An 18779-nucleotide genomic window follows, 5' to 3' on the forward strand; every position below is an offset into this window, starting at 1 on the left:
TTCTTCAAAGGAAAAAACCATGAGCATCCTCGGCAAAATTTTCGGTCGCATCTTCCCCAGCGCGCGGGCCGCCGAAAAGCCCCAGCAGCCCACCACGCAGACCACCCCCGCCGGTGGCGCACCCGGTGCACCCGGTGCACAAGGCACGCCGCAGCAGCCTGCGCCCGGGGCAGCGGGCGCGGCCACCGCCAACACCGCGCCCGTGGCCGCGGTGGAGCGCGTCGACATCGAGAAGGTGCTCGATGACATGGCGTCGAAGAACCAGCAGAAGCTGAACTGGCGCACGTCCATCGTCGACCTCATGAAGCTGGTCGGCATGGAGAGCAGCCTGCAGGAGCGCAAGGAACTGGCCGACGAACTCGGCTACACCGGCGACAAGTCCGACTCCGCCAAGATGAACATGTGGCTGCACAAGGAAGTGATGCGCCGCATGGAGGAGAACGGCGGCAAGGTGCCGGCCAACCTCAAGGACTGAAGGCCGCCAATCAGCGGGGGCTCCGGCCCCCTTTTCTTTCGCGCGGGCGCTCCCGGGGCGGGCATCTCATCCGGGGCTCGCGCCTGCGTCCTACAGCCGTCCAGCCGATGCGGCCGTTACCGTGGCGCTCCTCCAATTCCCGCCAGCCACTCCCGATCCAATGCCCAAATCCAGCAATCCCTCCAACGCCAAGCCTGCCAAGCGAGCAGCGGCCAAATCCGCCGCGCGCAACACCGACAGCGGCCCGGGCGACGTCAGCGCAGCAGGCTCCGACCTGCCCTCCACGAAGATGGCCCAGGTCCAGGACCTGGCCGCCAGCATGCCGGCCAACCCGACCAAGGCCGCCGAGCATGGTTTCGCCAACGGCATCGCGCCCCAGCCCGGCGCGACCTCGCAGCCGGCTTCGCGCCTGGTCACCGGCAGCACGCTGTCGGAGGAGAACGGCTCCGGCAAGACCGGCAGCGTGGCGCCCGAAGGCGTGAACTCGACGATCGAGCCGCTGGACCGGGTCCGTGTCGACTCCTCCGGCCAGGCGCTCACCACCAACCAGGGCGTGGCGATCGGCGACAACCAGAACTCGCTGAAGTACGGCGTGCGCGGACCGGCGCTGCTGGAAGACTTCATCCTGCGCGAGAAGATCACCCACTTCGACCATGAGCGCATCCCCGAGCGGATCGTGCACGCGCGCGGTTCGGGCGCGCATGGCTTCTTCGAGTGCTACGAGCCGCTGACGGACATCACGCGCGCGGCTCCGTTCCAGGAGAAGGGCAAGGTCACGCCGGTGTTCGTGCGCTTCTCCACCGTGCAGGGCGAGCGCGGCTCCAAGGACACGGCGCGCGACGTGCGCGGCTTCGCGGTGAAGTTCTACACCGACGAGGGCAACTGGGACCTGGTGGGCAACAACATGCCCGTTTTCTTCATCCAGGATGCGATGAAGTTCCCCGACCTCGTGCACGCGGTCAAGCCCGAGGCGCACCACCAGATGCCGCAGGCCGCCAGCGCCCACGACACCTTCTGGGACTTCGTCTCGCTCATGCCCGAGTCCACCCACATGCTGATGTGGGTGATGAGCGACCGCGCGATCCCGCGCAGCTTCGCGACCATGCAGGGCTTCGGCGTGCACACCTTCCGCATGGTCAACGCGCAAGGCGAGTCGGTCTTCGTCAAGTTCCACTGGTCGCCCACCGCCGGCACCCACTCGCTGGTGTGGGACGAGGCCGTGAAGATCTCCGGCGCCGACCCGGACTACCACCGCCGCGACCTCTGGGAACGCATCGAGGCGGGCGCGTACCCCGAGTACGAGCTGGCCCTGCAGGTCTTCACCGAGGAGCAGGCCGAGCAGTTCAGCTTCGACATCCTGGACGCCACCAAGATCATCCCGGAGGAACTGGTGCCGCTGCGGCCCGTGGGGCGCATGGTCCTCAACCGCAACCCGGACAACTTCTTCGCCGAGACCGAGCAGGTCGCCTTCTGCACCGCGCACGTGGTGCCGGGCATCGACTTCTCCAACGACCCGCTGCTGGCCGGCCGCATCCACTCGTACGTGGACACGCAGATCTCGCGGCTGGGCGGACCCAACTTCCACGAGCTCCCGATCAACTCGCCGATCTCGCCGGTGCACAACAACCAGCGCGACGGCATGCACCGCCAGGCGATCCACCGCGGCCGCGTCAATTACGAACCCAACTCGCTGGGCGGCGGCTGCCCGTTCCAGGCCGGTGCCGCGCAGGGCTTCGTCTCCGTCCCGGCCCGCATCCAGGCCCAGGACGACCAGGGGAAGGTGCGGGCCAAGCCCGAGAAATTCGCGGACCACTTCACGCAGGCCAAGCTGTTCTTCGAGAGCCAGACGCCGGTGGAGCAGGACCACATCGCCAACGCGTTCCGCTTCGAACTCTCCAAGGTCACCGTGCCGGCGATCCGCGAGCGCACCGTGTCCATGCTGCGCAATGCCTCCGAGGCGCTGGCCAAGAAGGTGGCCGCGGGGCTGGGGATGGACCCCATGCCCGAGCCGATGCCGCGCGCGCTGCCCAACCCGGCCAAGCCCGAGGTGGTCAAGTCGCCCGCGCTTTCGCTGCTGGCACGGCCGGGCAATGGCTCGCTCGCGGGCCGCAAGGTCGCCATCCTGGTGGCCCCCGGGGTGGAGGGCGCTTCGGTCTCGGCGGTGCAGGCTGCCCTGGTGGAGCAAGGCGCGGTGGCCCGTCTCGTCGGCACGCGCATCGGCCGGATGCCGACGCAAGAAGGCGACGCGCTCGACGCCGACGCCTCGCTGGAGAACGAGCCCGGCTTCCTGTTCGACGCCCTGGTCCTGCCCGACGGGGCGCAAGCCGTGGCCGCCCTGGCGCAGGACGGCCACACGATGGAGTTCATCAAGGACCAGTTCCGCCACTGCAAGGCGATCCTGGTGCTGGGCGCTTCGAAGGAGCTGCTGGTCAAGGCCGGCGTGCCCGCCAGCATGGACAAGAGCCATGCCCAGGGCGGCACCGGCCTGCTCTTCGCCGAGGCCAAGGGCGTCTCGGCGGCGGTCGAGGCCTTCATCGCCGCCGTCGCACGGCACCGCCATTTCGGCCGCGAGATGGATCCCCCGCTCATCTGAAATTCGCAAGGACGACCTCAACACATGACCGAACTGGCCAACAAGAACGCTTGCGAACTGCTGGACGCCGACCACCTGGCCGTCAAGCACCTCTTCGTCGAATACGCCCGGCTGGCGACCCCTCAAGACCCGGGGACCGCGGCCGACCGCAAGGCGCTCGCCGGCCGCATCTGCGCCGAGCTGACCGTCCATGCGCAGATCGAGGAAGAGATCTTCTATCCGGCCCTGGCGCCCGCACTGGGCAAGGACCGCGACCTGCTCGATGAAGCCAAGGCCGAGCACGACCAGGCCCGGCAGCTCATCGCGCGCATCGAGGGCCTGAAGGAAGCGAACGACGAGATGGATGCCCTGGTCGTGTCGCTCAACCAGGCGATCGACCACCACGTGAAGGAAGAGCGCGACGAGCTCTTTCCGAAGGCCCGCGCCTCGCTGGACCTGGCGGCGCTCGGCCAGCAATTGCGCAAGCGGCAGTCGGAACTCGAAGGCAGGAAGGCGTAGCGGTCAGGCCGCCGCGGGCTCGGCGATCAGGGGAAGGGACAGCGTGAACGTGGCGCCCATCCCCGGGCCCGGGCTGGCGACGGCCACCGTCCCGCCGTGCTGCTCCATCAGGTGCTGCACCAGCGTCAGGCCGATGCCCAGGCCGCCCTCGCTGCCCGCCGGCTTGGCGTCGCCCTGGACGAACAGCTCGAAGACGTGCGGCAGCAGGTCGGCCGAGATCCCGATGCCGTTGTCTTCCACCGTGACCAGCGCGCGCCCGTCGGCCGAGCCCACCCGCACATTGATCTCACCCTTCTCGGGCGTGTAGCGGGCCGAGTTCTGGATCAGGTTGGTCACGACCTGGACGTACCTCGAGGGGTCCGCATTCACCCACAGCGGCCTGTCGTGCCGATGGACCTTCAGGCGTGTGACTTGGCCGCCACCGCGCCGCTGGCCATCTCGGCGGCGTCGGCGGTCAGCAGGTTGAGTTCGGCCGGCTGCCTGTGCAACTCGACCTTTCCTTCGGACACGCGGGCCACGTCCATCAGCTCGCTCACCAGGCGCGAGAGCTGCGCGGTCTGCCGGCCCATCACGTCCAGGCGCTTGAACAGCTCCTCCTGCCCGATGTCCGGCTTGCGGCGCAGGAGCGTGAGCGTCAGCTCCAGCGTGGAGAGCGGATTGCGCAGCTCGTGCGCCAGCGTCTTGACGAACTGGTTCTTGCGCTCGTCCGCGCGTTCCAGTTCGAACTGCTGGTCCTTGAGCTCCTGGTGCACCCGCAGGAGTTCGCGGTTCTGGTGCTCCAGCTCCTTGTAGGGCGAGAACGGCTTCAGGGGCTGGATCGTGCGGGCCAGCCGCTGCGCGTCGTGGGCCGTGACGGGGCCCACGCCTGCGGGCAGGTTCATGGACAGGCGCACCAGGGTTCCGCCTTCGGGAGGCCGCTCGATCGACAGGTGGTCCACCAGGCGCTTGCTGCTGACGATGCCCATCGGCAGCTTGCCGGACGCGCTGCGATAGCCGGTGAGGGCGGCCTCCAGGTCGTCGATGCCGGGGCCGGAATCCCTCACTTCGACCGTGAGGCAGCGGGCATACGGCAGGTGCGGGGCCGACTCGATCAGGAATTCGACGGTCCCGCCCTTGCCGTGGTCGACCGCATTGCGCGAGATCTCCGACACTGCCGTGGCGAGGCGGGTCTGCTTGAGGCTGTCGAGGCCCACCAGCTCGGACACCTGGCGGGTGAGGCTGCGGACGGTGGTGAAGTCGGCTTCCGCCAGGACGGTACTGAGTATTGCGTTGCGCATTGAGGGCCCGAGCCGAGTTGTCGGGCTGGCGGATGACCTCACTATAGCCCTGACGACAAGCGGCTCGCCGCGCCAGCCGACACGGGTGTAACGATCGGGGCGCTCCGCGCCCCGCCGTCCGGTCCCTACAAGCCGTGGCTGCACTCGCGCCCGGCCGCCATCGCGACCTCGGGCGTGGCGGTGGGCACGCCATCGTCCGCGGGCAGGGAAAGGCGCTCGGCCGTGGGCGTGAGCGAGTCCTTCACGATCACCGGTGGCGCACCGGCGGACGCCTCATCGGCCGAAGCGGGCGGCACGGCCGGCGCCAGGAAGGCGGCGAGCGCCACGCCCCCCACGATCGTCGCGATCGCGGCGCCCACCCAGCGCGGGCGGACCTGGGGAACGGTGCTCGGAGGGGTCCGCTCGATGTCCTCGAGCGGGGCGCGGTGGTGTTGGCGGGCCAGGTAGCACATCGGGGCCTCCTTCGACGGGCGAAGCTGTGGCCAGTATGGTCTGCACGCGCGCGGATGCAAGGCAGGCGCGCGTGGGCCCGCGTCGCGGCCTTACAGCCGCGCGACCATCGTGCGGCCCCAGGTGTTGCCGCCGCTGAGGTTCAGCTGCGCGCTCCAGCAGAACATGCCCCGCACGCCGGGGTGGCGGGCCTTGACCACGTCCCACTCGCGGATGCAGTCCTGCAGCGAGGGGCCGTTGGCGTAGTTCGCGGCCAGGCCCAGCATCACCTTGTCGGCGCCCAGGTCGTAGACCCAGTCGTTGGTGCGGTTGCTGATGAAGCCGACGGCGTTGAAGCCCGACCAGTCGTAGTACTGCGGGGCGGCCCAGGTCAGCACGCCGGCGTCGGACATGGCCCTGAGCATGGCGCGGTCCTCCAGCGAGTTCGGCTGCGGCGGCGCGGTGATGGCGAAGTCGGGGCCGTAGATCGCCTTGAGCTGCTGGGAGATCCAGACCATCTCGGCCGGCGACGAGCCGATGTTGGCCTCGAAGTTGTTGAAGTCGCAGCCGTCCAGCCCGCCCAGGCGGTTGTACATGTCCTGGAAGGAGGCCACGAAGTTCTGGCTCTTCTGCCGGGTGTTGAAGTTGAAGCCGGCCTGCGCGCCGCCCACCGTGAGGATCACCCGCTGGCCGCGGTTGCGGCAGCGCTGCACCTGCGCGGAGGTGACCTCGGCGTAGTGCTCGAACTTGAACGAGCCGTCGCCCACGTTGTTCCAGCTGCCGTTGACGGGGTTGCCGTTCGGCTTGGCGTGGAACAGGTAGATCACGTTGAAGTCCACCGGGACCGCGTCGATCTTGTAGGTGCCGGTGTCCCAGGCCGTGTAGTAGCAGGCCAGCACCTTCTGCGGCAGGCCGGACGAAGGCGCGGGCGCGGGGGCCGGCGTGGGCGCGGGCGCAGGTGCAGGAGCAGGCGTCGGTGCGGGGGCAGGCGAAGCGCCCGGGGCCGGGGCCGGTGCGGGCGCCAGTGAGCCGGCGGAAACGCCGGTCAGGAGGCTGGTGTCCGCGGCAGCCGTGCTGCCCAGCGATTCGGCAGCGGCCCCACCGCCGCCGCCGCCTCCGCAGCCCGCGAGCGCGACCAGGGTGGCACCGGAGCCGGAGAGGAAGAGACGTCTTTTCATGTTCAGCGACCTGGATGACGGGCGCCGGCCGACTCGGCCGTGGCCCTGACAAGGAGGAGCTGGATCGCCGAACAGTCGGCCAACCTCAGCAGAAGGCGCGACTGTAGTAGGACGACTCCCACAAGCTCGTAGGAGACCGGCTACAGCGGTAACTGAAGATGAGCTAGAGAGGCGTGACCGAGTTCACGAAATGGAACTGGACGGGCGGCAGAAATGCCGGAAGGGCAGAGGTCGAATGGCAGAGCCAACCGTAGCGCGGCAGTGCGCGCCAGGCTGGCTCAGCTGTTGTGGGAAGTCGACGCGCAGCTCGATGCGCCGCGATCCCCGCGTTCAGAAAGTTACGTTGCGGGGCCGTCGGACCGCGTGCCGGCGGCCAGCGCGTGGGACGCGCGGACCTGCAGCCCGGCGTCCAGCTCGTAGACCACCGGCAGCGCGTTGGGCACCTCGGTGGCTTCGGCCTGGGCCGGGCCCATCTCCCCGAGGATCACGGCGAAGGCCCGCAGGGTGGTGCCGTGCGCCACGATGAGGACGCGCTGGCCTTGCGCGACCCGGGGGGCGATCTGCTCGTCCCACAGGGGCTGCACGCGCAGGACCGTGTCCTGCATCGACTCGCCCTGCGGCGGTCGCTCGGCCCAGCTGCGGCGCCACAGGCGGACCTGCTCGGCGCCGTAGGTGCGCACCGCTTCGGCCTTGTCGCGCCCCTGCAGCACGCCGTAGTGCCGCTCGTTCAATCGCCACGAGGGCTCCACCGGCAGCCCGCCGCCGCCCATTTCGTCCAGCGTGTGCGACGCGGACTCGATCGAGCGCTGGAGGGCGCTGGTGTAGCAGCGGTCGAACGCCAGGCCCGCCGCGCGCAGCGCGCGCCCGGCGGTGCGGGCCTGGGCGATGCCGGTCGCGGTGAGCGGCACGTCCAGCCAGCCCGCGAAGGTGCCGTCCAGGTTGGCGGTGGACTCGCCGTGCCGCATCAGCACCAGCCTGGGCATGGCGGGCGCGGGGCTGCCCGTCACTGCGGCGGCGAAGACTTGCCGCGGGCGAACAGGTCGTCGAGCTTGCGCTCGTAGCGGTGGTAGTCGATGCGGTCGTACAGCTCGGATCGCGTCTGCATCAGCTCCAGCACTTGCTTCTGCGTGCCGTCGCGGCGGATCGCCTGGAACACGGCCTCGGCGGCCTTGTTCATGGCGCGGAACGCCGACAGCGGGTACAGCACCAGCCCCACGCCGGCGCCGCGCAGTTCGTCCACGGTGAAGAGCGGCGTCTGGCCGAACTCCGTGATGTTGGCCAGCACCGGCACGCCCGTCGCCTCGGCGAACTTGCGGTACAGGTCCAGCTCGGTGACCGCTTCGGGGAAGACCATGTCCGCGCCCGCCTCGACACAGGCACGGGCGCGGTCCAGCGCGCTCTGCAGGCCCTCGACCGCCAGCGCATCGGTGCGCGCCATGACCACGAAGCTGTCGTCGGTGCGCGCGTCCACGGCCGCCTTGATGCGGTCCACCATCTCCTGCTGCCCCACGATCTCCTTGTTGGGCCGGTGGCCGCAGCGCTTGGCGCCGACCTGGTCCTCGATGTGGATCGCGGCCGCGCCAGCCTTCTGCATGGCCCGCACCGTGCGCGCCACGTTGAAGGCGGAGGCGCCGAAGCCGGTGTCCACGTCCACCAGCACCGGCAGGTCGCACACGTCGGTGATGCGGCGAACGTCGACCAGCACGTCTTCCATCTGGCTGATGCCCAGGTCGGGCAGGCCCAGCGAGCCCGCCGCCACGCCGCCGCCGGACACGTAGATCGCGCGGTAGCCCGCGCGCCGGGCCAACAGGGCGTGGTTGGCATTGATGGTGCCGACCACCTGCAGCGGCGATTCGTCCTCCACCGCGGTGCGGAAAGCCTGGCCAGGCGTGGTTTTTTGCATCATGGGTTCCTGTTGTCTGTCATCAAGGGGCGGGCGCCAGCAGCGCGCCCAGCTTCCCGCCGTCGCTGGCCTCGAGCGCCAGCACCGTCTCCTCGACGCGCTGCACGCCCCGGGCGCCCAGCCGCGGCTGGGCCAGCGTCCTGAACTTCTCGCGCACCTCCCGCTCGGTGAGCGGGTCCTCGGGCTCGCCGCGCGCATTGGGCACCGTCGCACGCAACTCGCGTCCGCTGCCCAGCGTCACCTCGACCCAGGCGCCGCGCCGCTGCGGATAGCCGGCGTCCAGCTGCGGATCGACCACCACCTCGATGCGGCGCAAAAGGTCCTGCACCGCCGGCTCGCGCAGCACCTCGTCGCGGTAGTCGTAGACGGAGGCGCGGCCCTTCAGCAGCGCCAGCGCCACCGAAAAGCCGATGCTGAACTGCGCCTGCTTGCCGTCGGCCGGCGGTTCGATGGCGGCCGCGCGGGTGACGGTGTCGACCGCGACCCGGACCGAGGCGACATCGCCGGCCGCCAGCCGCTCGGCCGCGGCCAGGTCCAGCGTCGCGTCGACCGGCGCGTGGTTGCCGCGGCAGCCCGCGTGGCGCTTGAAGTAGGTTTCCGGCAGCAGGCATTCGCCGCCCAGGCCGGCGACGATGGCGGCCCTGCCCTGCTCGCCCACGAGACCGCCGAACGCCGGCAGGAAGCCCTCCTCCAGCACGCGCGGCGCACCGGGGTGGCCGGCCTGCGCCAGCAGCGCGGCCACGATGCCGGCCTCGCAGCTGCGCCCGACCTGCAGGGGCTGGGTCTGTGCAGTCTTGAGCGCCTCCTTGAAGCCGCTGCCCAGGTTGGCCGCGATGGCGATCGCATGGCCGGCCGCTTCGCCCGGCAGGCGCAGCAGGCGGGCGGCCGCAGCCGCGGACGCCACCGCGCCCAGGATGGCGGTGCTCTGGTACCCCATGCGCACGCAGGCCGGGTAGATGGCGCGGCCCAGGCGCAGGAAGACTTCGTAGCCGGCGAAGGTCGCCGAGAGGATCTCCTCGCCGCCGGCGCCGCGCTCCTGCGCCAGCGCCAGCACGGCCGGGATCACCACCGAGCTGGGATGCCCGCCGGTGTAGCGCGAGCCGTCCTCCAGGTAGGTGGAATGGGTGGCGAAGCTGTTGACCAGCGCGGCGTCGCGCGCGCTGCGCCCTTCCCCTTCGCCCCAGACGCGCACCGGCCCGGCCGCCTGCAGCAGCGGTTGCAGCACCCGGTGGTTGCCCAGCTCGATGCCGGCCAGCCCTGCGCCCAGCGTGTCCAGGAGGCGCAGGCGCGCGGCCTGGCGCGCGGCGGACGGCTGCTCCGCGGCGGACACCGCGGCGGCGAAATCACCGAGCTGGCGGGCGAGCACGTCAGTCGACCTTCAGCTGCAGCTGCTCGACCACCTTGCGCCACTTGGCCACGTCCTCGCGCACCTTGCGCGTGAACTCGGCCTGGCTGTTGGCCACCACCTCGGCGCCCTGCGCGGCGAAGGTCTCGCGGATCTCCGGCAGGTTGAGCACCCGGGTCACGTCGGCGTGGATCTTCTCCAGCACGGCGGGCGGCGTGCTGGCCGGCGCGAACAGGCCATACCAGGTGTCGGCTTCGTAGTCCTTCAGCCCGGCTTCGGCCAGCGTGGGGATGTCCGCGGCGATGCCCGGGCGTTTCGCGCTCGTGGTGGCGAGCGCGCGCAGCTTGCCGGTCCTGATGTGGGGCAGCACCACCGGCGCGTTGGCGATCCAGACCTGGGTCTGCCCGCCCAGCATGTCGTTGAGCGCCGGGCCGCTGCCCTTGTACGGCACGTGCACCAGGTCCACCCCAGCCATGGTCTTGAACATCTCGGTGGCCAGGTGCGACGGCGTGCCGTTGCCCGGGGTCGCGTAGTTCAGGCCGCCGGGCTTCTGCCGGGCCAGCGCGATGAGCTGGCCGATCGAGGTGGCCGGCACCGAGGGGTGGACCACCACGATGTTGGGCGTGTTGGCCACCAGGGTGATCGCCGCGAAGTCGCGCGTGGCATCGAAGCCGGCGTTCGAGTACAGGCTCTGGTTCACCGCGTGCGTGCCCTGCACGCCCAGGATCAGCGTGTATCCGTCCGGTGGCGCATCGGCCGCGGCCTTGGTGCCCAGGTTGCCGCCCGCGCCCCCGCGGTTGTCGATCACCACCGGCTGGCCCCACAGCTGCGACAGCTTCTGCGCGATCGGCCGCGCCAGGATGTCGGTGCCGCCGCCCGGCGGGAAGGGCACGATCAGCTTCACGGGGCGATTGGGGTAGTCCTGGGCCCAGGTCCAGGGACTGGCCGCCGCGACCAGCAGCAGCCCCAGCGCTTGCAGCCAGCGCTTGCTCATCTCGATGCCTCCCCGGTCTCCGCCAGTCCTGGCACGCTGCAGCCCGCCAGCAGCCGGTTGAGCGGCGCCATCGATGGCGCCGCGAAGACGCGCACCGCCTCGTGCAGGATGCGCCCGGCCTGTCCGGCGCCCACGGCCGCGGAAGCCAGCGACATGAACTTGCGCTCCACCTCCTGCTCGTCCATCGGGTTCTCGGGCATGCCGCGCGAGTACTCCACGTGCCGGCTGACCGTGGTGCCGTCCTTGAGCACCAGGGTCACGCGCCCGCCGTAGACCTCGGGGTAGGCGCGGTCCACGTCCTCGTGCACCTCGATCTCGACCCGCCTGGCCAGCGCGACCACCTTGGGCTCGACGATGCGCTCCGGCGTGAACTGCTCCAGGTACGCTTGGCCGTCCAGCATCGCGACGGCGATGTTGTACTGCAGGCTCATCTGGGCGTTCAGCACCGAGTCGGCCTGGTACGGGAAGCCGGTCTGGGTCTGCACCACGCGCGGGATGCCGGCGACCACCCGCTCGACGTCGCCCACGGCCAGCCGGTGCGCGCGGATCATCTCCAGCACCGCATCGACGCACGCGTGGTTGCTGCCGCAGCACGCGTAGGGCTTGAAGCAGGTGAAGTCGCTGTGCCACACCGTGCCCAGCCCCGCGGTGATGCGATCCGGCCGCGGCGAATCGGACATCGCGAACAGGAAGCCGCCGTCCTCCGCCTCCAGGATGTGGCGCGGGCCGATGAAGCCGCGCTGCGCCAGGAGGGCCGCGTTCACGCCGTCCTGCGCCGCCTTGCCCGGGTGCATGCGCTTGCTCATGGAGCCGTCGCTGGTGAAGGCCCAGAGCCCGGCCGACTGCGTGCCGGCCAGGCCCAGCGCGCTGGCCGTGGTCTCGGCGTCCAGCCGCAGCAGCACGCTGGCGGTGGCCGCGGCGGCGAAGGTGCCGCAGGTGCCCGTGAGGTGCCAGCCGCGCATGCGGGCGCGGCCGGGGTTGGCCGCCTGGCTCACGCGGTTCATGGTTTCGTAGCCGGCCGCGATGGCGCGCAGCACCAGCTCGCCGTCGGCGCCCACTTTCTCGCCCAGCGCCAGCGCCAAGGGCACCACGATGGCGCCCGGATGGATCTTGGCCCGGCTGTGGTCGTCGAAGTCGAAGCTGTGGATGGCCGTGGCGGACGCCAGCACGCTGTGCGCCACGCTCACGCGCTGCCCCGATGCCCACAGGCCGGCCTCGGGCCGTCCGCCCTGCTCGGCGGCGAAGGCGTGCAGGATGCGGCCCCACTCGGTGGTCAGGCCGTACAGGCCGCAGCCGATGGCGTCGACCACCGCCTTGGCCAGGATGGTCCGCGTGCGATCGGGGATGGCGCGCTCGCGCAGCGAAGCGATGAAGCCGGCGAGCTGCAGCGTGATGCCGCGGTTCGCGCGTGACAGGTCCTTCCAGGTGGCCAGGTCGTCCATGGCTCGGCCCCGCTCAGTCCGCTTTCGCGCCGGCGTCGCGGGCGATCTTGCCCCAGCGCGCGGTTTCGTCGCGCATGAACGCGGCGAAGGCGTCGGGCGAGGCATGCGTCATCGGCTCCACGCCCACCTTGAGCATGGCCTCGCGCACGTCGGGCGACTGCGCCACCTTGACCAGCGCCGCATGCAGCTTGTCGACGACGGGTTTGGGCATCCTGGCCGGCCCCATCACGGCGAACCAGTTGAAGGCCAGCAGCGAAGGAACGCCCTGCTCCACCGACGTCTGCGTGTCCGGCAGCACCGGCGAGCGCTCCTTGTTGGTGATGGCCAGCGGCCGCAGCTTGCCGTCCTTCACCAGCGCCTGCAGCGCCGGCAGGTCCATGATCACGCCGTGGACGTGGCCGCCGGCGGTGTCGGTGACGGCCGGCCCGGCGCCCTTGTACGGCACGTGCAGGAAGCGGCCGCCCGTGGCGCTGCGCAGCAGCTCGATGGCCAGGTGCGGCAGGCCGCCGTTGCCCGACGAGGAGATCGTCACGTCGCGCGTCCTGGCCAGCACCACCAGTTCGGCCAGGTCCTTGGCCGGCACCGAGGGGTGGACGGCCACCAGCTCCGGCGTCGCCGCCACCGTGGTGATGCCCACCAGGTCCTTGACCGGATCGAAGGGCAGCTTGGCGTAGGTGGCCGGCGCGATCACCAGCGGGCTGGCGCTGGCCAGGGTGATCGTGTAGCCGTCGGGCGCGGCCTTGGCCACGAAGTCGGTGCCGATCAGCGCGTTGCTGCCCGGCTTGTTGACCACCACCACCGGCTGGCCCAGCGCCTCGCCCAGCCTGGGCGCGAGGATGCGGGCCACGATGTCGTTGGAGCCGCCGGGGGGAAAGCCCACGATCAGGTTGATCGGGCGGTTGGGATAGTCCTGCGCCTGGGCCAGGCCGGGGGCGAAGGCGGCCGCGGCCAGGCCGGCCGCGAGCAGCCACCTGCGCGGCAGGTCGATGTTGCTGATGTTCATGTCTTGTCTCCTTGGTTGTCTTGCAGCGGCGGCAGGTCCAGCCGCACCGCGATGCCCTCGAGCTCCTGCGACACTGCCGGATAGCGCCGCACCACCAGCGGGTCGTGCCCCGGGATCACATGCCGCGGCGACCCGGCCAGCGCTTCCAGCCGGTCGAAGCCTTCCATCATCTCGCCCACGTGCCAGACCAGCGGGAAGCAGCGCCGCTGCTCGAAGTGCTCGTAGTAGTGGCTGGCGTCGGACGCCAGCACCACCCAGCCGCGCGCGGTGTGCACGCGCACGCATTGCAGGCCGGCCGTGTGGCCGCCGATGCGGTGCACGCTGATGCCGGGCGCGATCTGGGCGTCGCCGCGGTGGAACGCCACCCGGTCCTGGTAGACCAGCCGCACCATGCCGGCCACGTGGTCCACCTCGTAGGGCCGGCTGAAGCGGTCGCAGCACATGTAGCGGCCGGTCGCGAAGGCCATCTCCTCGTCCTGCAGGTGGAAGCGCGCTTGCGGGTACTCCTCGAACGTGCCCACGTGGTCGTTGTGCAGGTGGGTGATGACGATCTCGCGCACCGACTCGGGCGTGATGCCCAGCAGCGCCAGCGCCTGCGCCGGTCGCCGCAGCAGCGTGCGGTTGCGCTTGGCCGCCATGTCCGCGTTGAAGCCCGTGTCCACCAGGAGCAGGCGCTCCTCGTTGCGCACCACCCAGACGTAGTAGTCCATGGGCATGGGCACGTCGTGGGCGTCGCCGCCCACGAAATGGTCGGGCCGCGCGCCGCCGCGCGTCGCGTACTTGAGCGCGATCACCTCGTAGCGCGGCAGCGTCCCGGCCATGTCAGCGGCCCGTGCGCTTTTGCGTCAGCTGCATCAGCTGGCCGACGTTGGCGCAGTCCTCGATGGACTGCACCATGGCCGCGATCTCGGCGGCGCGGTTGGCGCCCAGCACCGGCGTCACCAGGCTGTCGAACTTGGCGCGCAGCTCCTCGTCGTTCATCGGGTTCTGGATCGAGCCCTTGGGGTAGTCCACCTGCGAGACGTGGCGCTCGCCGCCCTCCATTTCCATCGTCATCCGGCAGGACACGCCGCGCGGCAGCGAGGGATCGACGGTGAAGCGCACCAGCTCCGACAGGCGCTTGAGCACGGGCTCGCCCAGGCGCTGGTCGTTGTACTGCGCGAACAGCGCCTGGCCGTCCGTGAGCGCCACCGCCACCGAGTACGGCAGGCTCACCTGCGCCTCGTGGTAGGTCTTGGGGCGCGCGTTCTGGTGGTAGTGCGCCCAGTCGGGGTGGCGCGCCATCTCGATGCCCGCGACGCGGGCCAGGTCGGGCTTGTGCTTGCGGCGGATCTCCAGCGCGCAATCGATCGCGTTGTGGATCGGGCGGGCGCAGGAGTAGGGCTTGAACTCGATGTCCAGCTGGTAGGGCTTGTCCAGGTCCTCGACCAGGCGCCCGGGCTGGTTCTGGTCGGTGAAGGCCTTCAGGAAGCCGCGCTCGCCTTCGAAGATGGTGTTGGTGCCGGTGAAGCCCAGGCCGGCCATGGTGGCCGCCGTGACGCCGTTGCGCGCGGCCGGGCCGGGGTTGAATCGCTTCTGCATCGAGGGGCCGTACATCTCCATCAGGCCGCCGGAGGAAGCGCCGGCCAGGCCGAGTGCGGAGACGATCTGCTCGGCCGACAGGCCCTGCAGCTTGGCGGCCGCGACGGTGGCGCCGAACACGCCGCAGGTCGGGGTGGTGTGGTAGCCGCGATTGCGCAGCGAGTTGTTGGCCGCGCGGCTGAGGCGTTCCATCATCTCGCAGCCGGCGGCCAGCGCCACCAGCAGGTCCTTGCCGCTGGCGCCGGCCTGCTCGGCGACGGCCAGCGCGGACGAATAGACCGGCGGGCTGAAGTGGAACAGCGCCAGCACGTCGATGTCGTCCAGCTCCACGCTGTGCGAGGAGATCGCGTTGGCGAACGCCGCCTGCATGGCCGGCACGCGGCCGTCGCCGCCGACCAGCGTCGACTCGGCATGGCCGCCGGTGACGGCGGCGAACTTGCGGGCCACCTCGCCGCTCTCGGTCTGGCTGCCGGCGATGGCCACGCCCAGGTAGTCCAGCAGCAGGCGCTTGGTGGCGCGGCGCGAGGCGTCGGACAGGCGCGCGTGGTCGAAGTCGTGGAAGTGCGTGCCCAGGCGGTCCGCCAGGGTGGGCTTGTCGGTGGGGCTCTTGGCTGCTTGGCTCATGGGGTGCTGCTCGTAATAAAAGGGGGTCAGGCGGCCGCGGGCGCGGCCAGGAGGGCGGTGAGTTCGGACAGGTCGTCCAGCCGGTCGAGGCGGTCGACCAGGGACACGACGCGGTCGATGTCGCCCCTGGAGAGGCAGGACTCGACGACGTGGCGGAACTTGTATTCCACGTCCTGCGGCGACAGCGGGTTCTCGGGGCTGCCGCGCCGGTGCAGGATCTCGTGCGTGAGGCGCCGGCCGTTGCGCAGCGTGACCGCCACGCGGGCCGCATGGCGGAAGGGAGCGCCCATGGCCTGGATCTCGGGGTCCACGTGCGCCTCGATGCGGGTGATGAAGTCCAGGAGGCGCGGGTCGGCCAACCGGTCCTGCGCGTACTGCGCGACGAAGGCCACGCCGTCGTGGGCGATCACGGCCAGGCCGTAGAACAGGTTCATCTGAGCGGCCGTCACGCCCTGCGCCTTGTACTCCCAGGCGCAGTGGGTGTAGGTCATCTGGCTCATGCCCACTTCCACCTTGGCGACGTCGTTCGGCGTGAGGCCGTTCTCGCGCAGGAGGTGGGCGAAGGCGTCCAGCGCCGCGTGGATGCTGGTGACGCAGGCATGCGGCTTGTAGCCCACCTTGCCGGCCTCCCACACCGTGCCCAGCCCGTCGGTCAGGCGCGCGGCGTTCGGCTTGCCCGAGTAGGTGCTGAGGTAGCCGCCGTAGGCCGCCTCCAGCACGTCGCTGATGCCGGTGAAGTCGCGCCCGGCGAGCTGCGCCGCATACACGCCGCTCTGGGCCGCGCGGCCCGAGTGCAGGCGCTTGACCATCGCGCCTTCCTGCGCCGCCATCAGGCCGCCGGCCTGCGAGCCGACGATGCCCAGCGCGTGCTGCGTGCGCCGGGCGTCCAGGCCCAGCATGTGGGCGGCCGACGCCGCGGCCACGAAAACGCCGGAGCTGCCCTGCGGATGGAAGCCGCGGAAAAAGAGGTCCATGGTAGCGGCGTTGCCCACCCGCGTGCCGACCTCGTAGCCGGCCGTCATGGCGGCGAGCAGCGTCTGGCCGGACACGCGGCCCTGCTGCTCGGCCAGCGCGAACACCACCGGCACCGCGATGGAGCCGGCGTGCACGATCGATTCCTTGTGGATGTCGTCCAGCTCGAAGGCGTGGCCGGCGGTGGCGTTCACCAGCACGGCGCCCGCGACCGAGGTGCGCGTGCCGTGCCCGAAGATGGAGGCGACCGGCCGCGCGCCCTCCTCCTCCACCATGGCCTGCACCTTCTGCGTCCAGGGCAGCGTGGCGCCGAACAGGCAGCAGCCGATGCTGTCCAGCACGCTGGTCTTCATGCGGGCGATCACTTCGGGCGGGATGGCCGGGTAGCGGACCTGGGCCGAGAACTCGGCCAGGGTCCGGGTCGCGCCCTCCAGCAGGGGCGGCTGGTTGCTGCTCATGGCTCGTTGCTTTCCTTGGGGTTGCTCATTCGGCCTTCAGGCCGACGCGCTTGACGATCCCGCTCCACTTGGCGACTTCCGCGGCGATGTGGGCGCGCCATTGCTCGGGGGTGTTCTCGCCCTGCACCGCATCGAAGCCGGCATCGGTCATCTGCTTGCGGAAGGCGGGATCGCGCAGGATCGCGTTCACCTCGCGGTTGAGGCGGTCGATGATCGGCTGCGGCGTGCCGGCCGGGGCGAACATGCCGCTCCACTGCAGCGTCTGGAAGCCGGCGATGCCCGCTTCGGCGAGGGTGGGGAACTCCGGCAGCGTGGGCGAGCGCTGGCTGTCGCCGATGCCCAGCACGCGCAGCTTGCCCGCCCTCACGTGCGGCAGCGGGGCGGCGGCGCCGCTCATCGCCAGCTGCACCTGGCCGCTCAGCAGGTCGTTGAGCATGGGGCCGGAGCCGCGGTAAGGCACGTGCGCGATCTGCACGCCCGTCAGCACCTTCAGCAGCTCCATCGGCAGCGCGTTCGCGTTGGAGCTCGCCCCGTAGTTGAGCTTGTCCGGATGCGCCTTGCCGTACTCGACCAGTTCCTTCACGGTGGTCACCGGCAGGTTGGCGTTGACCACCAGCAGCACCTGCTGGTTGGCCGTCTGCGCGATGGGCGCGAGGTCGCGCACGGGGTCGTAGGGCAGCTTCTTGCCGAAGGCCACGTTGTAGGCCTGACTGGTGCCGTCGATCAGCAGCGTGTAGCCGTCCGGCGCGGCCTTGGCCACGACGTCGGTGCCGATGCTGCCGTCGGAGCCCGGCCGGTTCTCCACCACGAGGGGAACGCCGAGCACTTCCGACAGGCGCCGGGCCAGCAGGCGGCCCAGGATGTCGGTGCCGCCGGCCGGCGTGTACGGCACGACCAGCCGGATCGGCTTGTTCGGCCAGGGCGCCTGCGCCGCCGCCGGCTGCAACAGCGCGGCGAGCAGCGCGGCGCCGATCGCGAATGTGCGGGCGAGCGAGGGGAGACGGAACCCGGACACGGAACGCCTCGCGCTCATTCCAGGACGGTGCCGGACGCCTTGATCCGCTCGGCCCACTTCTTGTGCTCGGACTGCAGGAAGGCCTGGGCCTGTTCGGCATTGCCGTTGATCAGGGTGATGCCGGTCGCCTTGAGCTTTTCCTGCAGGTCGGGCGTGTTCAGCGCCGCGGAGATCTGGCCCTGCAGCTTCTTGACGACGTCGGCGGGCATGCCGGCCGGGCCGAGCAGCATGTACCAGGTGGTGGACGAGTAGCCCTTGATCCCGCCCTCCTCGATGGTGGGCATGTCCGGCGCCATCGGCGAGCGCTTCTCGCCGGTCTGGCCCAGGGCGCGCAGGCGCCCGTCGCGCACGTAGGGCAGGCTCTCGGCGATCGGCAGCATGGTCACGTCGACCCGCCCGGCGATCGCGTCCAGCATGGCCGGGCCGCCGCCGCGGTAGGGCACGTGCACGTACTGCATGCCGGAGGCGGCGCGCAGCACGTCCATGGCCAGGTGCGAGGAGCTGCCGTTGCCCGAACTGGCGAAGCGGATCGCGTCGGGCTTCTTCTTGGAGGCCTCGACCAGCTCGGTGACGGTCTTGAACGGCAGCGCGGGATTGGACAGCAGCACCAGCGGCGCCTCGCCCACCAGCGCGATCGGCGTGAAGTCCTCCAGCTTGTAGTTCACCTTCTTGTACAGGCTGGGGTTGATGGCGATGCCGGGCGTGCTGAACAGCAGCGTGTAGCCGTCCGGCTTGGCCTGCGAGACCGCGGAGAAGGCGATGTTGCCGCCGGCGCCGGTGCGGTTCTCCACCACGAAGCTCTGGCCCACCATGTCCGTGAGCTTCTGCATCACGTGGCGCCCCACGATGTCGGCGCTGCCGCCGGCCGGGAAGGCGATCACCACCTGCACGGGCCGGTTGGGGTAGTCCTGCGCCACGGCGGGCGCGCACAGCACGGCGGCGGTGCACGCGCACAGGGCGAGGAAGGAAGAGCGTCTCATGGCTTGTCTCCT

General features: G+C 70.6%; 18 protein-coding genes. 3 read left to right on the forward strand and 15 right to left on the reverse strand.

Annotated features, from left to right (window positions below; genetic code table 11):
- The first annotated feature begins 19 nt into the window (after positions 1–19).
- From ASG30_RS08660 to ASG30_RS08670, 3 genes are all read left to right on the forward strand, one after another.
- Positions 20–475, forward strand: a complete 456-nt coding sequence (locus tag ASG30_RS08660; RefSeq protein ID WP_055894984.1) for a DUF3597 domain-containing protein — start codon at positions 20–22, stop codon at positions 473–475.
- Positions 476–635: 160 nt separating this feature from the next.
- Positions 636–3068, forward strand: a complete 2433-nt coding sequence (locus ASG30_RS08665; RefSeq protein WP_055894985.1) for a catalase — start codon at positions 636–638, stop codon at positions 3066–3068.
- A 24-nt stretch (positions 3069–3092) separates the two neighbouring features.
- A complete protein-coding gene (locus ASG30_RS08670) occupies positions 3093–3566 on the forward strand; it encodes a hemerythrin domain-containing protein (protein ID WP_055894988.1) in 474 nt (157 codons plus the stop codon).
- A gap of 3 nt (positions 3567–3569) precedes the next feature.
- Here the strand turns inward: ASG30_RS08670 and ASG30_RS08675 are convergent, their stop codons facing one another.
- From ASG30_RS08675 to ASG30_RS08745, 15 genes are all read right to left on the reverse strand, one after another.
- On the reverse strand, positions 3570–3935 hold the full coding sequence (locus tag ASG30_RS08675; RefSeq protein WP_055894990.1) for a sensor histidine kinase: 366 nt from the start codon (positions 3933–3935) through the stop codon (positions 3570–3572).
- Positions 3936–3964: 29 nt separating this feature from the next.
- Positions 3965–4843 carry an ATP-binding protein gene (locus ASG30_RS08680; protein ID WP_055894992.1) on the reverse strand — a complete coding sequence of 293 codons (879 nt, stop codon included), beginning with the start codon at positions 4841–4843 and terminating at the stop codon, positions 3965–3967.
- Positions 4844–4968: 125 nt separating this feature from the next.
- Positions 4969–5295 carry a hypothetical protein gene (locus ASG30_RS08685; protein WP_055894994.1) on the reverse strand — a complete coding sequence of 109 codons (327 nt, stop codon included), beginning with the start codon at positions 5293–5295 and terminating at the stop codon, positions 4969–4971.
- Positions 5296–5385: 90 nt separating this feature from the next.
- Entirely contained in the window at positions 5386–6450 is a 1065-nt protein-coding gene (locus ASG30_RS08690; protein ID WP_082521974.1) for a glycosyl hydrolase family 18 protein, read from the reverse strand.
- A 338-nt stretch (positions 6451–6788) separates the two neighbouring features.
- The gene (locus ASG30_RS08695; protein WP_055895837.1) at positions 6789–7433 is read right to left on the reverse strand and encodes a 2,3-bisphosphoglycerate-dependent phosphoglycerate mutase; all 645 of its coding nucleotides are present in this window, start codon (positions 7431–7433) and stop codon (positions 6789–6791) included.
- Between the two features lie 20 nt (positions 7434–7453).
- On the reverse strand, positions 7454–8353 hold the full coding sequence (prpB, locus tag ASG30_RS08700) for a methylisocitrate lyase (protein ID WP_055895840.1): 900 nt from the start codon (positions 8351–8353) through the stop codon (positions 7454–7456).
- A 22-nt stretch (positions 8354–8375) separates the two neighbouring features.
- Entirely contained in the window at positions 8376–9719 is a 1344-nt protein-coding gene (locus ASG30_RS08705) for an MmgE/PrpD family protein (protein WP_055894997.1), read from the reverse strand.
- 1 nt (position 9720) lies between these two features.
- The gene (locus tag ASG30_RS08710; protein ID WP_055894999.1) at positions 9721–10692 is read right to left on the reverse strand and encodes a tripartite tricarboxylate transporter substrate binding protein; all 972 of its coding nucleotides are present in this window, start codon (positions 10690–10692) and stop codon (positions 9721–9723) included.
- Complete coding sequence (locus ASG30_RS08715) at positions 10689–12134, reverse strand: MmgE/PrpD family protein (protein WP_055895002.1); 1446 nt, start codon at positions 12132–12134, stop codon at positions 10689–10691. The genes ASG30_RS08710 and ASG30_RS08715 overlap by 4 nt, the downstream gene beginning before the upstream one ends.
- 13 nt (positions 12135–12147) lie before the next feature.
- Positions 12148–13137: a Bug family tripartite tricarboxylate transporter substrate binding protein gene (locus tag ASG30_RS08720; RefSeq protein ID WP_055895004.1), complete on the reverse strand. Its 990-nt coding sequence runs from the start codon at positions 13135–13137 to the stop codon at positions 12148–12150.
- Positions 13134–13958, reverse strand: coding sequence for an N-acyl homoserine lactonase family protein (locus ASG30_RS08725; protein ID WP_055895006.1), 825 nt, complete (start codon positions 13956–13958; stop codon positions 13134–13136). Before ASG30_RS08725 ends, ASG30_RS08720 begins: the two co-directional genes overlap by 4 nt.
- A 1-nt stretch (position 13959) precedes the next feature.
- Positions 13960–15342: an MmgE/PrpD family protein gene (locus ASG30_RS08730; protein WP_055895008.1), complete on the reverse strand. Its 1383-nt coding sequence runs from the start codon at positions 15340–15342 to the stop codon at positions 13960–13962.
- A gap of 26 nt (positions 15343–15368) precedes the next feature.
- Positions 15369–16772 (reverse strand): MmgE/PrpD family protein, encoded by a 1404-nt coding sequence (locus ASG30_RS08735; RefSeq protein WP_055895010.1) that lies wholly within the window; start codon positions 16770–16772, stop codon positions 15369–15371.
- A gap of 25 nt (positions 16773–16797) precedes the next feature.
- Positions 16798–17787, reverse strand: coding sequence for a tripartite tricarboxylate transporter substrate binding protein (locus tag ASG30_RS08740; protein ID WP_055895012.1), 990 nt, complete (start codon positions 17785–17787; stop codon positions 16798–16800).
- 14 nt (positions 17788–17801) lie between these two features.
- Positions 17802–18767, reverse strand: coding sequence for a Bug family tripartite tricarboxylate transporter substrate binding protein (locus ASG30_RS08745; protein WP_055895014.1), 966 nt, complete (start codon positions 18765–18767; stop codon positions 17802–17804).
- Positions 18768–18779 lie beyond the last annotated feature (12 nt).

Origin of the sequence: Ramlibacter sp. Leaf400, assembly GCF_001424545.1 — a bacterium.
Taxonomy (GTDB): domain Bacteria; phylum Pseudomonadota; class Gammaproteobacteria; order Burkholderiales; family Burkholderiaceae_C; genus Ramlibacter.

Coding starts and splice junctions, on each gene's coding strand:
- ASG30_RS08660 (WP_055894984.1), top strand. CDS start 20: ATGAGCATCCTCGGCAAAATTTTCGGTCGCATCTTCCCCAGCGCGCGG.
- ASG30_RS08665 (WP_055894985.1), top strand. CDS start 636: ATGCCCAAATCCAGCAATCCCTCCAACGCCAAGCCTGCCAAGCGAGCA.
- ASG30_RS08670 (WP_055894988.1), top strand. CDS start 3,093: ATGACCGAACTGGCCAACAAGAACGCTTGCGAACTGCTGGACGCCGAC.
- ASG30_RS08680 (WP_055894992.1), bottom strand. CDS start 4,843: ATGCGCAACGCAATACTCAGTACCGTCCTGGCGGAAGCCGACTTCACC.
- ASG30_RS08685 (WP_055894994.1), bottom strand. CDS start 5,295: ATGTGCTACCTGGCCCGCCAACACCACCGCGCCCCGCTCGAGGACATC.
- ASG30_RS08690 (WP_082521974.1), bottom strand. CDS start 6,450: ATGAAAAGACGTCTCTTCCTCTCCGGCTCCGGTGCCACCCTGGTCGCG.
- ASG30_RS08695 (WP_055895837.1), bottom strand. CDS start 7,433: ATGCCCAGGCTGGTGCTGATGCGGCACGGCGAGTCCACCGCCAACCTG.
- prpB (WP_055895840.1), bottom strand. CDS start 8,353: ATGCAAAAAACCACGCCTGGCCAGGCTTTCCGCACCGCGGTGGAGGAC.
- ASG30_RS08710 (WP_055894999.1), bottom strand. CDS start 10,692: ATGAGCAAGCGCTGGCTGCAAGCGCTGGGGCTGCTGCTGGTCGCGGCG.
- ASG30_RS08715 (WP_055895002.1), bottom strand. CDS start 12,134: ATGGACGACCTGGCCACCTGGAAGGACCTGTCACGCGCGAACCGCGGC.
- ASG30_RS08720 (WP_055895004.1), bottom strand. CDS start 13,137: ATGAACATCAGCAACATCGACCTGCCGCGCAGGTGGCTGCTCGCGGCC.
- ASG30_RS08725 (WP_055895006.1), bottom strand. CDS start 13,958: ATGGCCGGGACGCTGCCGCGCTACGAGGTGATCGCGCTCAAGTACGCG.
- ASG30_RS08730 (WP_055895008.1), bottom strand. CDS start 15,342: ATGAGCCAAGCAGCCAAGAGCCCCACCGACAAGCCCACCCTGGCGGAC.
- ASG30_RS08735 (WP_055895010.1), bottom strand. CDS start 16,772: ATGAGCAGCAACCAGCCGCCCCTGCTGGAGGGCGCGACCCGGACCCTG.
- ASG30_RS08745 (WP_055895014.1), bottom strand. CDS start 18,767: ATGAGACGCTCTTCCTTCCTCGCCCTGTGCGCGTGCACCGCCGCCGTG.